Here is a 15197-nt window from a genome sequence, read left to right on the forward strand (position 1 = left end):
AATTCCCCTTTCATCCACTTCCAACTTATTTTCGATTTCGTAACCATAAGACAAATATATTTATAAAGAGCAGCAACCCTAGCAAAACAATCATCCCAGCTGCTGCTACATGCTGAAATTCTTCTTGTGGTCTACTCATCCAATTAAAAATTTGAATTGGTAAAACCGTAAATCTATCCAACATACTGAACGGAACATAATTTGCAAAGGCAAGAGCCCCAATGACTAATAATGGTGCTGCCTCACCAATTGCTCTCGATACCGCTAACGTACATCCCGTTACAATCCCTGGTAAAGCTACTGGCAATACAATGTGATACATCGTTTGCCACTTCGTAGCACCTAATCCGTAAGAAGCCTCTAGTAATGAGCTCGGCACAGTTCGAATCGCTTCTTGACTAGCTACAACAACAGTTGGTAAGACGAGTAAACTCATCGTCAGTGCCGCTGCAATTATACTCTCTCCTAAATGGAGAGCGTATACGAAAATAGTTAACCCGAGTAAACCAAACACAACGGAAGGTACCCCTGCTAATGTTTGATTATTTAATTCAATTAACTTTTTAAAAATGGACTCCTTCGCATAATGCTCTAAATAAAGAGCTGTTCCGACTCCAAATATAAAAGAGACCGGTATAACAATGCTCATAAATAGTATTGTTCCTGACAAAGCAGCAACAATCCCAGCTTCTCTCGGATTACGTGAGGCGAAGTTTGTAAAGAAATCTATTGAAAGATAACTTATACCTTTTTCAAAAATTTGAAAAAGCAATATAAAAAGTATTACTACCGAAAACAAAATTGCTATATAAAACAAACACTTGTAAATCCGATCCTTTAAAAAACGCGATGCCATATTTTCTTGTATTTTTTTATGGTTTAACATTCGCATATTATGTCACCCTCCTAAAACGGCGCATAATATATTGCGAAATGATATTCATAATAAAAGTAAACATAAATAACGTTGCACCTACAGCATACATGCTGTAATAAGTAATCGTTCCGTGCGGAGCATCACCTAAACTCACTTGTACAATATAGGCTGTTAATGTTTGAATAGAATGAGTCGGATCTATCGATACATTAGGTGTTGATCCAGCTGCAATAACAACAATCATCGTTTCACCAATCGCCCTGGAAGCTGCTAATATAATCGCTGCCATTATGCCCGTAAAAGCCGATGGAAACACCACTTGTTTTACCATCTCAAAACGAGTCGCTCCTAGCGCTAATGAGGCTTCTTTAATTCCTTTTTCTACAGCTCTCATCGCATCTTCAGAGAGAGAAGCAATCGTCGGGATCATCATGAACCCTATAACAATACCCGGACTAATAGCATTAAAAAACTGCAAATCTGGTATAACGCGTTGTAAAAGTGGCGTGACAACTGTTAACGCGAAAAAACCATATACAATTGTCGGGATGCCTGCTAGTAGCTCTAACAACGGTTTTAATATTTTCCGAGCGCCATTCGAAGCGTATTCGCTTAAAAACACGGCACAACCTAAACCAATAGGAATTGCTACGAACATGGCAATTGCTGTTACAAGGATTGTTCCACATATAAGTGGTAATATACCGAATTTCGGATCTTCAAAAAAAGGTAACCATTCTTTCTCTGTCAAAAAAGAATACAATGATATCTTTTGAAAAAACATGATTGTTTCATTTGCCAACGTAATAATAATTCCAAGTGTCGTTACAATGGACACGCTAGCAATGACTTTTAGTATTAACGGAACAATTCGATTGATTCGCTGCGTTTTTTTTCTTCTATTTGTATTTCTCTCAATCAAATGTTGTACAGAAAATGTAATTTGACTTTTGTCATTATGAGCCAAAGATGAAAACCCCTTTCCACCCTGACATTACCTTTTTATTTCTGTTAACATTCGCAGCTGTTCATTATATTTTTCTTTTGGTAATTTTACATATCCGACCTCTTCAGCAAGGCTTCCAACATGCTTAATCATAAACTCAACATAATTTGCTACATTAATTTTATTTCTGATAGATGCATGATTCACATACGTAAATAGCGGCCTAGATAATGGCTTATACGTACCCGATTGAATGGTCTCTTTCGTTGGAAATACACCATCCACCTGTATTGCTTTTACCTTATCTCGATTGGCCATATAATAAGCATATCCTACAAAAGCAATGGCATTTTTATCATTCATTACCCCTTGCATAATAACTTGATCGTCTTCAGACAAAGAAACCGTTTTTACAAGGCGATTATTTTGTAAGACAACATTTTGGAAATAATCATAAGTACCAGAGTCTACACCTGGCGCATAAAATTTAACTTGTTCACGTGGCCATGATGAATGAATTTGTGACCATCGTTTCAATCTTCCATTTTCACTCCATAATAGACGTAACTCATCTATCGTCATATTGTTTATCCACGTATTTTGACGATTCACAACAATCGTTAGACCATCATAAGCAACCTCAAATGGTGTAAATTGAATGGAGTTTTTCTGCATTGCATTTTCTTCTACCGGTTTCATCAATCTCGAAGCATTGTTTATATCTACTTCTCCTTTACTGAAACGATTAAATCCTCCTCCTGTCCCAGAAATACTAATAGAAATTTTCACGTTTGGATGGGCCTTTGTATATTCCTCTGCCACTGCCTCTATAATAGGAAAAACCGTTGAGGATCCATCAACTCTCACTTCTCCCATTTCATTTGTAGCGAATGCAGTAGACATATTAAAACAAAGGAAACATGTCGATAATGTCCAAACTTTAATCGATGCGCTCATCCATTTCACGTGTTCTTCCTCCTAGAAGTAACCGGAAATAACAGGATTACAGATATAAGAATACTGCTAAACTATTAATTCGGTTTTAATTGTTTGTAAAAGTTTTGTAAAGTTCCACAAAAACAACTGTATACACAAACTTAATTGTCAATTTTGTACTTTAGATGCAGGAAATTTTCTAATCATCCATAAAGTGAAACTATAATCAGTGGGGGTTGTGTTCATCCCCCACTGATTATTAGCCCTCACCAATCGGGCGTTTACGGGCAGCATGGCTCCCCCCTAACTTCTTTGCTCCAGCTGAATTTTTGGATGGGAGTTTTACTGCCCTCAAATAGCGGGATAAAACTGCTATCACCTATCACACAAGACAAACTTAGAGCGTATGCACTCATCTTGTTATGTTCATCGTTTTTGAAACTACATGTTTTTTTCAACATTTTACGGTTGTCCACATTTACTAAACCATATGCATAAAGCATAAAAAAAAGCACACTATCTTTTCAGATAGTGTGCTTTTTTTACAACTTTTTTATTCATCATCTTGTGCATTACTTTTTTTCTCTTTTTCATCTTTTGGAGCTTCACCAGTTAATGCTTGTTTTTTCAAATCAAAGTAAGCGTCCATTATTTCACGACCAATATATCCATTAATCCCTGTTTTATCATCATGTACCCATGGCACAACAACAGAAAATGCTACTTCTGGATCTTCAAGTGGCGCATAACCTACTAATGTTAAGTTATATGTTTCTTTGCGCTCACCTTTTGCATTTCTACCAATCTCTTTATCTCCGCCATATACAGTTTGAGCTGTACCTGTTTTCCCAGCTGCTTTATATGGTGCACCTGCAAAGTATTTTGTAGCTGTACCACCTGTATCGTTAAACACTTGTCTAAATCCTTCTTGAACACGTTTAATTTGTGATTCAGGCATATCAACACGATTTAATACTTTCGGTTCCATGGATTGAACAACTTTTCCAACTTCCTCGGGCTTCGCCGATGGCTGACGAATTTCCTTTACAACTTGAGGTTGCATACGATATCCACCATTTGCAATCGTCGAAATATATTGCGCTAATTGAAGCGGTGTATACGTATCATACTGTCCGATTGATAAATCTAATAAGAAACCTGGTTGATTCCCTTTACCTATTTGACCAGCAGTTTCATTTGGCAAATCAATTCCTGTTTTTACACCAAGCCCAAACTGACCAAAATAGTAACGCATAGTATCAAATGCTTTTTGCGGGATATCTAACGTACCGCCTCGTACGTATGGAACACCAGCGATATTCATCGCTGTTTTAAACATATAAACGTTAGAAGACATTTTTAACGCTGTAAGGTCATTAATATACCCCATCGTTTTCCAAGATGACTTCGTAGGTGTCCCTTTTAATTTAATCGGTTCATCTAACTGTACAGATCCTGGCTGAATTGCACCAGTTTGATATCCTGTAAGTACTGTCGCACCTTTTACAGTTGAACCCATCGGATAAGAACTCGTCATCGTTCCTAATGCAAAATCCTCTACTTTCGTTTCGCCGTCTTTATTCACTAATTGTTTCCCCGCCATAGATAAAACTTCACCATTTTTCGGGTTCATCATTACAACGAATGCACGGTCTAAAAGAGGTTCGCTCCCTTTAAATCTCATTAAGTTTTTTGTAAGAATTTCTTCTACACGCTTTTGTAATTCCATATCGATTGTTAAATTCAGATCGTTACCTCGTTGTCCTTGTGACACATTAATAGTTTCTAAAATATTACCATCTTTATCTGTAACATTTCTAACTTCAGCTTTTGTGCCGTGTAAACTATCTTCGTACTGTTGCTCAAGGTAACTTTTTCCTACGCGATCATTACGATTATAATCACGAACAAGATAGTAATCTAATCTTTCTCTCGGTAGCCCTTCATCAGAAGAAGTTACACCACCAAGTACACTTCGGAACATATCGTCATACTTATATTTTCGCTCCCAGTCAACATTTGTATCTACCCCTGGTAATTTCGCTAAATTTTCACTAATAATCGCGTATTCTTCCGGTGTTGCATTTTTTTTAACGATTTGCGGCGTCATTGCATATCCGCTTTCCATCTTACTTTTGATCGCCAATATTTCTAAATCTTTTGCTGACAGTTGATTAATCTCTTCTTCTGTTACACGATTTCGTTGACGTTCATCCAGTTCTTTATCGTCAATTTTATTTGTTTTAAGCTCTTCACGATCTTTTTTTGTGATTTTTGTTTCTGCTTCTTCTTTATGTAAAGCAAGCCAATAATCTTTTTTATCGCGATCTGTTAACTTATCTGTTGGGACTTCAATTAAATCTGCTAACTTTTTCGCCGTTTCTAAGCGATCTGCTGCAGTTGATCCCTTCATTTTTGTAAATGTAATTGTACGAATAGGCTCATTATCTACGACTGCTTCTCCATTACGATCAAATATTTTCCCGCGTGGTACAGGATTACTTATCGTTGAATTTTCTTTTTTCTCAACTTCATTTTTATATTCCTCGCCACGAACAATTTGTACATATCCAAGCCTTACAATAACCGCGGAGAACATTAAAAACACGCAAAAAAACAACACGTTTAACCGAAAGGGAACGTGGGTTTTTGTCTTTGTCTGGTTCTTTTTCTGCTTCTTGCTCATACAAACCCCCTCTACCAACAGCTATGTAATGTGAAAGGGACACCTTCATACAGGTGCCCTCACTGCTGTCTTACATCTTTTTCTATTCTAGCATAAAACAAACGATAAGTTAACCTTCTGGTTCAGTTTGATTCTGCGTGGTTCCTTGCGCTACAACGCTGGTTTTGTTCACATTTCCCTCATCATATTTGACATTTTTAACTGCAAAATAAATAAGAAAATGTCCAGCTCCTAAAATACATAGTAAGAAAGGTAAACTTTTTTCAGGAGGAAAGAATATGACAGCACATAAAAAACTTAAAATGGAACAAATTCTTCCGGCATTTAACCATAATTCCCTGACAACTACATATTCTACACGCCATTCTCTCGCCTGTTTTGCTCTACCAATTACATCGTATGTCATGGATCCGTACGGAACGAGTAAAATGGGATATGCAACCGCGATACATGCTGCATAAATAAGTAATTTCGTATATGTAACATTGAAAATAACTAAGAATACGACCGCATATAAAATAATGCCACCAAGTAAAATTGCTTTTTTTCGCCATTCTTTCTTTAACAGACGAGCAACTAAATAATAGCATACAAATGATACTGCAGAATTCACTAAACTATACTTCCCTAGTGCTAACTCGCTACCAGATGCTAAATAGACGTATACCGAAATAACGAAAATAAACGTTCCCTCTCTCAAACCTTGGAAGAAATGAGCACGCGTAATTCTTCCCCAGTTTTCATCAACTTGCCGCTCTTTCAATACTTGCACAATTTCATAGCGTCCTTCACATTCCCTCTTCGATAAAAAAAAGCTTAGAACGACTGCAACCGCAAATAGCATTAACGAGAGGAAGAAAACGACAGTATAACCGCTCCATTTTTCCATACGTGAAATTGTATATCCTGCAGCTATCGGTCCAATCATTCCAGAGAAAGATGTAAGAAGTCCGAGAAAACCGTTAAAAAAATCTCTTGTTTCTGGTTCTGTAATCTCAAATGTCAACAAGTTAAAAGCGAGCCAATAGAAACCATAACCAACTCCTAAAAGGGCTCCCATTAGTAAAATATAGTGAGATGCACTTTTTCCCGCTACTAAAACGACGATAAAAAAAACAGCTAACGTGCCTACACCGATTCGCAATAAAATCGAGCGATCAATACGTTTCGCTAATTTCCCTCCCACAAGAAATGTTAGAGGCTGCAATACAACGCTGGCCAAATTATACAAGCCCAAATTTACATAATTTTGTGTTTGCTTCCATAAATAAATGTTTACAAACGTATTCGATAAAGAAATTGCGAGCGTGTATAAACCTCCTATAACAAGCAATAATACTAAATCCCGATTCACTTCAACATCACCAATTACATGTTTCCACTTCATACACAACTCTCCTTTACTTCATGTTCTAGTCTTCCAAAGACAAGCTCAATTATGTAAAAGGAGAGCATAGAAAAAAGCTAGGAGAAAACCCCTAGCTTTTTTCTAGCTGTATTAACTTTAATTATTTTGCTTCTTGGTAAAGTTTTTCAGCAACGTTCCAATCTACAACGTTCCAGAATGCACCGATGTAGTCAGGACGACGGTTTTGGTAATTTAAGTAGTAAGCATGCTCCCAAACATCTAAACCGATAACTGGAGTTTTCCCTTCAGTTAGAGGAGAATCTTGGTTTGGAGTGCTTGTTACTTCTAACTCACCATTGTTTACTACTAACCAAGCCCAACCAGAACCGAAGCGAGTTGCGCCAGCTTTTGCGAATTCTTCTTTGAATGCATCGAAGCTACCGAATTTCGCTTCAATCGCAGTTGCAAGTTCGCCTACTGGTTGTCCCCCGCCGTTTGGAGATAGGATTGTCCAGAAGAATGTATGGTTAGCATGTCCGCCACCATTGTTACGTACTGCTGTACGGATTGCTTCAGGTACTTCGTTTAAGTTTGCAACTAATTCTTCAACGCTTTTGTCTGCTAATTCTGCATGACCTTCTAAAGCAGCGTTTAAGTTTGTAATATACGTGTTGTGATGTTTTGTATGATGGATGTTCATTGTTTCTTTATCAAAGTGAGGTTCTAAAGCATCATACGCATAAGGTAAATTTGGTAATTCGTGTTTTGCCATTGTTATATTCCTCCCGGTTTATGTATTGTCACTACATATGTGACCTACAACTTCATTCTACCCTAATTGCCATAGGGTGCAAACAAATAAATCGCTTTGTCTTGCTATCATTAAAGTAGCAAAATTCCCACTTCTTTTCAATTAAAATGCTCATATATTCCGTAAAAAAAGCTTCCTTCTACAAGGAAGCTTCCTGCTGACATAATAAACATATGAAATGGATATGGACCCTGTAGGACTCGAACCTACGACCGGACGGTTATGAGCCGTCTGCTCTAACCAACTGAGCTAAGGGTCCACAATTATGTATGTAACATTAAAAACAACTAACTTCCCATCGGATATATCGTTTAAAAAATGTAAGATAAATTTACCATATACAAAAGAAAAGTGTCAATTGTATTTTTCTCTACTAAAAGAAGTAAATTAATAAAAAGAAATTTAGTCCTTTCTACTATATGTAAATATAATATATCTTGAGCTTCTCTAGATTCGTACGTTACAATGATTTTACACATACATAAAGGAAGTGAATCTATGTCCATTTTTACACAGCTAGCAAAAAGCGTATATTCGCCTAAAGATATGGCGCTTTTCCGTTTTCAAAAAATCGGTAAAACCATTTTGTATATTATGCTTCTTTGCCTAATCACTACTATTCCAAGAACTTTCTTGTACGGTAGCGTTATTCAAGATGGTGTTAACATGGTAAATAAAGTAATCGAAAAAGATTTACCTGATTTTAAAATTGAAAATGGTGAGCTAACAGCTGATATTGATCAACCTATCGAAAAAGAAGACGGAAATGCCCTTTTCGTATTTGATCCAAATTCAACAGACTTAGAAAAATATCAAAATAAAACAGGTTTATTTGTTTTAAAAGATAAAGTAGTCTCCATGGGGAATGGTCAAACACAAACATACTCCTATAATGACTTATTAGGCGCATCTCTTGAGAAAAAAGATTTACAAGATTTCATTTCGTTATTTGACAGTATTTATCCAATCTTATTATTCGTTATTGGGTTCTTACTGTACTTGTTCCAATTATTTATTACCTTTGTAGGAGTTACATTGCTTGCCTTCATCGGTTCTGCGATGAGCGGTCAACGCAAATTATCTTATAAACAAGTTTGGACATTAACTGCTTACAGCTACACAATTCCAACAATCTTCTTTATGATTATGGATTTATTCAAAATAAACGTACCTGGCGCAACATTCATTTACATTGCAGTTGTTTTAATCGTTCTATACTTAACAATTAAAGAAGTTCCAAAACCGAAAGAAAAACAAGAACTATAAAAAAATGCCTAAATAGGCATTTTTTTTTTGGACAAGCATATATTCCTAGCAAAGGAGTGAAGGATATGAAGAGATTAGGTGTACTCTTATTCGTGCTTGTCCTCGGTTATATATTTTATTACGACATAAAAATCGGTACTTTACCGATGTTAAGTTCATACAAAAAAACCTCTGCTGCCCAAACGATAAAACAAGAAAATACAGATACAAAACAAAATAAAGAGAAAGAAACAGAAAAAGAAACGGATATAGCTTATAAAGCAATCGAAGTAAAAACTGGCGATACAGTTCTTTCTATTACAGAAGCGATTAATAAGAAAAAAATTCCTTCTATTGAAAAAGTAATTGATGATTTTAAGCAATTAAATAAAAATACATCTGCTACAAAAATCCAAGTTGGAAAGTCTTATAAATTCCCGTTATATCAATAAGCAATCACTTAATCCTTGTCAATTACATAAAGGCGCTGATACAATAGTAAAAGTGAAGCCGAGTACTTTGGTTTCCATAGCCCTTTCTCACACATACTATCATTGATGTAAGGGACTAAAATAAGAAACTTCTTTTATAAGGAGAGCGATCAATTCGTGAATGAAATGACTCAACGTACAAAAACACGTCCAGTTAAAGTCGGTAATTTAACAATTGGCGGTAACAATGAATTAATTATACAAAGTATGACGACAACAAAAACGCATGATGTTGAGGCTACAGTTGCTGAAATTAAACGTTTAGAAGAAGCTGGCTGTCAAGTTGTTCGTGTTGCTGTTCCAGACGAACGCGCAGCAAATGCTATTGCTGATATTAAAAAACAAATCAACATTCCACTTGTTGCTGATATTCATTTTGATTATCGCCTTGCTTTAAAAGCAATCGAAGGCGGCATTGATAAAGTACGTATCAATCCAGGTAACATTGGACGTCGCCATAAAGTAGAAGCTGTTGTAAATGCAGCGAAAGAGCGTGGCATTCCAATCCGTATCGGTGTAAATGCCGGTTCATTAGAACGTCATATTTTAGAAAAGTATGGATATCCAACTGCTGATGGTATGGTCGAGAGCGCACTGCACCATATTAAAATTTTAGAGGACTTAGATTTCCACGATATTATCGTATCAATGAAAGCCTCTGATGTTAACTTAGCAATTGAAGCATACGAAAAAGCTGCTCGCGCTTTTGATTACCCATTACATTTAGGTATTACAGAATCAGGAACATTGTTTGCTGGAACTGTAAAAAGCGCCGCTGGTCTTGGAGCAATTTTAAGTAAAGGTATCGGAAATACACTTCGTATTTCTTTAAGTGCTGATCCAGTTGAAGAAGTAAAGGTTGCACGTGAACTATTAAAGTCATTTGGTCTTGCATCTAATGCCGCAACACTTATTTCTTGTCCAACTTGTGGTCGTATTGAAATCGACCTAATTAGCATTGCTAATGAAGTCGAAGAATACATCTCTACACTTAAAGTTCCAATTAAGGTTGCAGTACTCGGCTGCGCCGTAAACGGTCCTGGTGAAGCTCGTGAAGCCGACATCGGTATTGCTGGTGCACGCGGAGAAGGTTTATTATTCCGTAAAGGGCAAGTCGTTCGTAAAGTACCAGAAGAAACAATGGTAGAAGAACTGAAAAAAGAAATTGATGTAATCGCTGCTGAAATGGCTGCCGAACGAGAAAAAGAAAAAGAAAAAGAAAAACAAGAACAATAAAAAAAAGGTTGCCCACAATTTTTGTGAGCAACCTTTTTTACATTTAAATTAAAAACTCGTCAGTTATATAACCGACGAGTTCTCTTATTTTGCACATTTTGGACAACGACCATATATTTCGAACTTATGTCCCGTTACCTCATAACCTTTAAAATCTTTATTCATAAAATCCATTGGGCAAGAAGTGATTTCTTTCGTACCACCACAATCTAAACAAATGAAATGATGATGATGTTCCATAATAGAGCACATAAAACGAAAATGTTTTTCACCATTTAATTCCGTTTGCTCTAAAACACCAATTTCAGCAAAAACCGTTAAGTTACGATAAATCGTATCGAAACTTAGTCCTGGATAATCATCCTTCATATGTTCTAAAACATCTTTTGCGGTTAAATACCGATTATGCGCCGCGAATAATCTTAGCATCTCTTCCCTTTTCCCCGTATGTTTATATCCTTTTTCCTTCATTAGGCGTAAAGCTTCTGTTAGATTCATACCTATCCCTACTTTATGCAGTTTTTTTCTTCTTCCATAAAATCGCACCGATTAAAATAAGAACCGCTATCATAACAATTGTACCACCTGGTGCTAGATCAAGTTGATACGAAGCAAACATTCCACCAATTACTGCAATTTCACCAAATAAAATGGAAAAGAAAATTGTTTGTTTAAATCCTTTTGCAATACGAATACTTGCTGCAACTGGTAACGTCATTAAAGATGATACGAGAAGAACACCTACAACACGCATTGATACCGCAATTACAAGAGCAACTAATATAATGAAAATAAAGTGAATCCACTTTGCACTCAAACCGGTTGATACAGCGTATTCCTCATCAAATGATAGTAAAAACAACTCTTTGTATAATAAAACAATCGTTATAATAACTACAATTGCTACTATACCAATAATAATTAAATCTGCACTTGTCACAGCACTTACACTACCAAATAAATAACTAAATAAATCCGTATTGAATCCATTAGCAAGTGAAATGAAGATAACTCCAATCCCCATCCCTGCTGAAAGTATAATCGGAATTGCTAACTCTTGATAATGTTTATATACAGTACGTAATTTTTCAATTAGCAATGCTCCACCGATTGAAAAAAACATTCCCATATATAAAGGGTTTAAAAACCCTCCAGTAAAGATTGTCTTTTCAAGTAATAAACTGGCTGCAATTCCTGATAACGTCACATGACTTAATGCATCCGCAATAAGCGACATGCGGCGAATTACAACGAACACGCCGATAAGTGGTCCGACAAGCCCAATTAAAACACCAGCGTATAAAGAATTACGTAAAAAATCATATTGTAAAAAATCCTGTATCATTATATCCTCCCGTGATGCCCATGTTCATGTTCTAAGCGATGAACATGATGCCCATATAAAATCGACATTTCTGCATCTTCTAACTCTCGGAATTTCTCTACATTCCCATGGAAATGTAGATGCTGATTTAAACATGCAACATGCGTCACCTTCTCTGTTACAGCACCCATATCGTGCGTAACAAGAATTAACGTGATCCCGAGCCTTTTGTTTAAATCCTCTAGTATCTCATAGAAGCTTTCCACATTTTTCACATCGATTCCAACAGTAGGTTCGTCCAAAATAAGCAATTCCGGATTACTTACAAGTGCACGAGCAATAAATACACGCTGCTGTTGTCCACCAGAAAGTTCTCCAATGTTGCGACCTTGAAACTCACTCATACCTACATCAGCAATCGCTTTTTCTACTTTCGCATTATCGTCTTTCGTAAAAAAGCGAAAAAGCCCCTTTTTCGAAACGAGCCCCATTGAAACAACTTCAAAAACAGTTGCTGGGAAACCTGAGTTAAAACTACTTGCCTTTTGGGATACATAACCAACTTTATTCCACTCTTTAAATTTCTTACTATCAATGCCAAACAATCTAATACTTCCTTGCTTTGGTTTTAAAACACCCAATAAACATTTAAGTAAAGTCGATTTCCCTGAACCATTTGGTCCAACTAAACCTAAAAAAGCTCCCTTCGGAACTTGCAAATTAATATCTTCTAACACGTTTCGATCTTCATATCGAAACGTTAATCCTTCTATTTCCAATATATTATTCATATCATCTCACCTATTTTAATTCAGAATGATTCCGATTTATCTCTATTTGAATTATAGTACAGCTTATTATAGTTGTAAACCAATCTGCCTAAAATATATTCTTTATTTCAAGAAACCTTATTATTATAACAAAAAGCAGAGAAGAATTCTCTGCTTTCAAAAGATATTACAATTAACTTTTTAGTGAATTGCTGATTTAAACTTACCACCATTTGTCTCTTGTGTATTCATAATCGTAACAAATGCGTTTTCATCAATTTCATGCACAATTGATTTTAACTTCGTCACTTCCAAACGTGTTACAACTGCATAAATAACTTCTTTTTCTTTATCTGTATAGCCACCTTTAGCAACAAGTTTTGTTGTTCCACGACCAAGGCGGTGTAAAATTGCATTTGATACTTCCTCATATTGATCCGATACGATTAAAACTGCTTTCGTTTCGTCTAATCCTTGAATTACCGTATCAATTGTTTTGAATGCGATATAGTACGTCATAACAGAATACATCGCTTGTTCAACACCAAAAACAAATGCTGCCCATGCAAAAATGAATAAGTTCACAAACATTACGAATTCACCAACAGAAAACGGTAATTTCTTCGTTAATAGAATTCCCATAATCTCCGTTCCGTCTAACGATCCACCATGACGAATAACAAGTCCTACACCAATACCTAAAATAAGACCGCCGAAAACTGTTGCTAAAATCGGCTCTGTTGTAAATGGCGGTATAGCATGCAACGTTGATTCAATAAATGCTAAAGCTACAATTCCAAATGCTGAAGATAACATGAATGTTTTTCCAATTTGCTTATACCCGGAGTACATAAAAGGAATGTTGAGGATAACAACTAAAGTAGAAAAACTTAACCACCAAATATTAGGAGTAAGATAATCTAATATAAGAGAAATACCAATAATTCCACCATCAATAATTTTATTTGGCATTAAAAACAGTTCAATCGCTACCGCCGCACACGCTGCCCCAAAGACAATCATAACTAAACGATATACAAGATGAATAACACTTTCTTTTCGATGTTGCTTTTTCTCCATAAGTCCTCCTTATACTCTTTATCTATAGTTTCGTTCTTATATTATAACATAAGCTTCTTTTCCCCATTGAAAAAATGCACCTTGATACGAATATGTACAAGCTATGTTTACATATATTTCGATAGAAGAACGTGTGAAGGAGGACAACACGATGAACCTCATTAAACAAATTGTGAACAAAAAATTAAATCATATTTCTACAAAAGAGTTATTGAAATATAGTAAAGAATATGAAGTTTCAATTACGACTGCGCAAGCTGATCAAATTGTTTTACTTATGAAGGGAAAAAATATTAACATTTACGACAATAACGAACGACTAGAGCTCTTAAAACAAATAGCAAAAGTAACCTCCCCTGCTACTGCCCAACAAGTAAATACTTTATTTCAACAACTACTAAAATAAGGAGGGGAAAATCCCCTCCTTATTGCGCTTTAATTTTTTCAAGAATTCCTTCATCAAAAGTACCATTTTTCAGCATTTCAATTTCTAATTTATATGGTGGCTTCTTATCTTTTTTATCTTCACCTACATACGGCGTTTCAAGAATTTTTGGTACGTGCGTAAGTTGTGGGTGATGCACAATGTGATGCAACGCCTTATAGCCAATATGACCAAAACCAATATTCTCATGACGGTCTTTTCCAGCTCCGCGTATATTTTTGCTATCGTTAATATGAAGTACTTGTAAACGATTTATCCCAACAATTTTATCAAATTCGTTTAACACACCGTCAAAATCATTTACAAGGTCATAACCTGCATCATGCGTATGACACGTATCAAAACATACAGATAGTTTTTCATTATATTTCACACCATCAATAATTTTCGCAATTTCTTCAAAGCTACGACCGCATTCTGTTCCCTTTCCTGCCATCGTTTCTAGCGCAATATTAACCGTTTGTTCTGGCGTTATTACTTCATTAAGCCCTTTAATAATTTGTTGAATACCAGCATCTGCTCCTGCACCAACGTGAGCTCCTGGGTGAAGAACAATTTGTGTTGCTACCCCTAATGCTGCCGTTCTTTCAATTTCCATACGCAGAAAATCAACACCTAATTGGAACGTCTCAGGTTTCGTCGTATTCCCAACATTAATAATATACGGAGCATGGACGATAATTTCCTCAATACCGTTTAGTTCCATATGTTTTCTTCCTGCTTCTATATTCAATTCTTCAATTGGTTTTCTTCGTGTATTTTGTGGCGCACCTGTATAAATCATGAACGTTGTTGCACCGTATGAAACAGCCTCTTCACTTGCTGCTAATAACATCTTCTTACCACTCATTGAAACATGAGATCCTATCTTTAACATACAATCACCTCTTCAATATACAATAGATATAATGATAGCATAATTTGTAGAAATATGTAGCGAATTGTTTGTTCACACACAAGGCACTACATAAATTAAACTGACTATTTAAACAGTCTGCACTC

The 15197-nt window shown here is 35.9% G+C and carries 15 protein-coding genes and 1 tRNA gene; 4 read left to right on the plus strand and 12 right to left on the minus strand.

Annotated elements, in window-relative coordinates:
• Positions 1-25: 25 nt before the first annotated feature.
• From pstA to EXW56_RS20465, 7 genes are all read right to left on the minus strand, one after another.
• A complete protein-coding gene (pstA, locus tag EXW56_RS20435) occupies positions 26-892 on the minus strand; it encodes a phosphate ABC transporter permease PstA (protein WP_215557472.1) in 867 nt (288 codons plus the stop codon).
• Between the two features lies 1 nt (position 893).
• The gene (pstC, locus tag EXW56_RS20440; protein ID WP_002199339.1) at positions 894-1844 is read right to left on the minus strand and encodes a phosphate ABC transporter permease subunit PstC; all 951 of its coding nucleotides are present in this window, start codon (positions 1842-1844) and stop codon (positions 894-896) included.
• Between the two features lie 27 nt (positions 1845-1871).
• A complete protein-coding gene (locus EXW56_RS20445; RefSeq protein WP_002111862.1) occupies positions 1872-2789 on the minus strand; it encodes a PstS family phosphate ABC transporter substrate-binding protein in 918 nt (305 codons plus the stop codon).
• A gap of 523 nt (positions 2790-3312) precedes the next feature.
• Complete coding sequence (locus EXW56_RS20450; protein WP_002199338.1) at positions 3313-5445, minus strand: peptidoglycan D,D-transpeptidase FtsI family protein; 2133 nt, start codon at positions 5443-5445, stop codon at positions 3313-3315.
• A gap of 109 nt (positions 5446-5554) precedes the next feature.
• Positions 5555-6832 (minus strand): MFS transporter, encoded by a 1278-nt coding sequence (locus EXW56_RS20455; protein ID WP_002111864.1) that lies wholly within the window; start codon positions 6830-6832, stop codon positions 5555-5557.
• A gap of 121 nt (positions 6833-6953) precedes the next feature.
• A complete protein-coding gene (gene sodA, locus EXW56_RS20460) occupies positions 6954-7565 on the minus strand; it encodes a superoxide dismutase [Mn] (protein WP_001052033.1) in 612 nt (203 codons plus the stop codon).
• A gap of 224 nt (positions 7566-7789) precedes the next feature.
• Positions 7790-7863, minus strand: a tRNA-Ile gene (locus tag EXW56_RS20465).
• A 239-nt stretch (positions 7864-8102) separates the two neighbouring features.
• On the opposite strand from EXW56_RS20465, the gene yqgB reads away from it, so the two are divergent.
• The 3 genes from yqgB to ispG all read left to right on the plus strand — a co-directional run bounded on the left by yqgB (position 8103) and on the right by ispG (position 10576).
• Positions 8103-8870, plus strand: coding sequence for a protein YqgB (gene yqgB, locus EXW56_RS20470; protein WP_002034056.1), 768 nt, complete (start codon positions 8103-8105; stop codon positions 8868-8870).
• 65 nt (positions 8871-8935) lie between these two features.
• Positions 8936-9301, plus strand: a complete 366-nt coding sequence (locus EXW56_RS20475; RefSeq protein WP_002111869.1) for a hypothetical protein — start codon at positions 8936-8938, stop codon at positions 9299-9301.
• A gap of 165 nt (positions 9302-9466) precedes the next feature.
• A complete protein-coding gene (gene ispG, locus EXW56_RS20480) occupies positions 9467-10576 on the plus strand; it encodes a flavodoxin-dependent (E)-4-hydroxy-3-methylbut-2-enyl-diphosphate synthase (RefSeq protein ID WP_162208025.1) in 1110 nt (369 codons plus the stop codon).
• Between the two features lie 84 nt (positions 10577-10660).
• Here ispG and EXW56_RS20485 read toward each other — a convergent pair whose 3' ends face one another.
• The 4 genes from EXW56_RS20485 to EXW56_RS20500 form a co-directional block, all read right to left on the minus strand.
• Complete coding sequence (locus EXW56_RS20485) at positions 10661-11074, minus strand: Fur family transcriptional regulator (protein ID WP_002067192.1); 414 nt, start codon at positions 11072-11074, stop codon at positions 10661-10663.
• A 13-nt stretch (positions 11075-11087) separates the two neighbouring features.
• On the minus strand, positions 11088-11921 hold the full coding sequence (locus tag EXW56_RS20490; RefSeq protein ID WP_002160460.1) for a metal ABC transporter permease: 834 nt from the start codon (positions 11919-11921) through the stop codon (positions 11088-11090).
• Entirely contained in the window at positions 11921-12691 is a 771-nt protein-coding gene (locus EXW56_RS20495; RefSeq protein WP_002111871.1) for a metal ABC transporter ATP-binding protein, read from the minus strand. Before EXW56_RS20495 ends, EXW56_RS20490 begins: the two co-directional genes overlap by 1 nt.
• A 180-nt stretch (positions 12692-12871) precedes the next feature.
• Complete coding sequence (locus tag EXW56_RS20500) at positions 12872-13750, minus strand: YitT family protein (RefSeq protein WP_002015168.1); 879 nt, start codon at positions 13748-13750, stop codon at positions 12872-12874.
• Between the two features lie 151 nt (positions 13751-13901).
• Here EXW56_RS20500 and EXW56_RS20505 point away from each other — a divergent pair, with 151 nt between their 5' ends.
• Positions 13902-14156 (plus strand): DUF2624 domain-containing protein, encoded by a 255-nt coding sequence (locus tag EXW56_RS20505; protein WP_001048958.1) that lies wholly within the window; start codon positions 13902-13904, stop codon positions 14154-14156.
• Between the two features lie 19 nt (positions 14157-14175).
• Here EXW56_RS20505 and EXW56_RS20510 read toward each other — a convergent pair whose 3' ends face one another.
• Positions 14176-15072, minus strand: coding sequence for a deoxyribonuclease IV (locus tag EXW56_RS20510; RefSeq protein WP_215596897.1), 897 nt, complete (start codon positions 15070-15072; stop codon positions 14176-14178).
• Between the last annotated feature and the right edge of the window lie 125 nt (positions 15073-15197).

The sequence above is a fragment of the Bacillus mycoides genome, from assembly GCF_018742245.1.
Taxonomy (GTDB): domain Bacteria; phylum Bacillota; class Bacilli; order Bacillales; family Bacillaceae_G; genus Bacillus_A; species Bacillus_A cereus_U.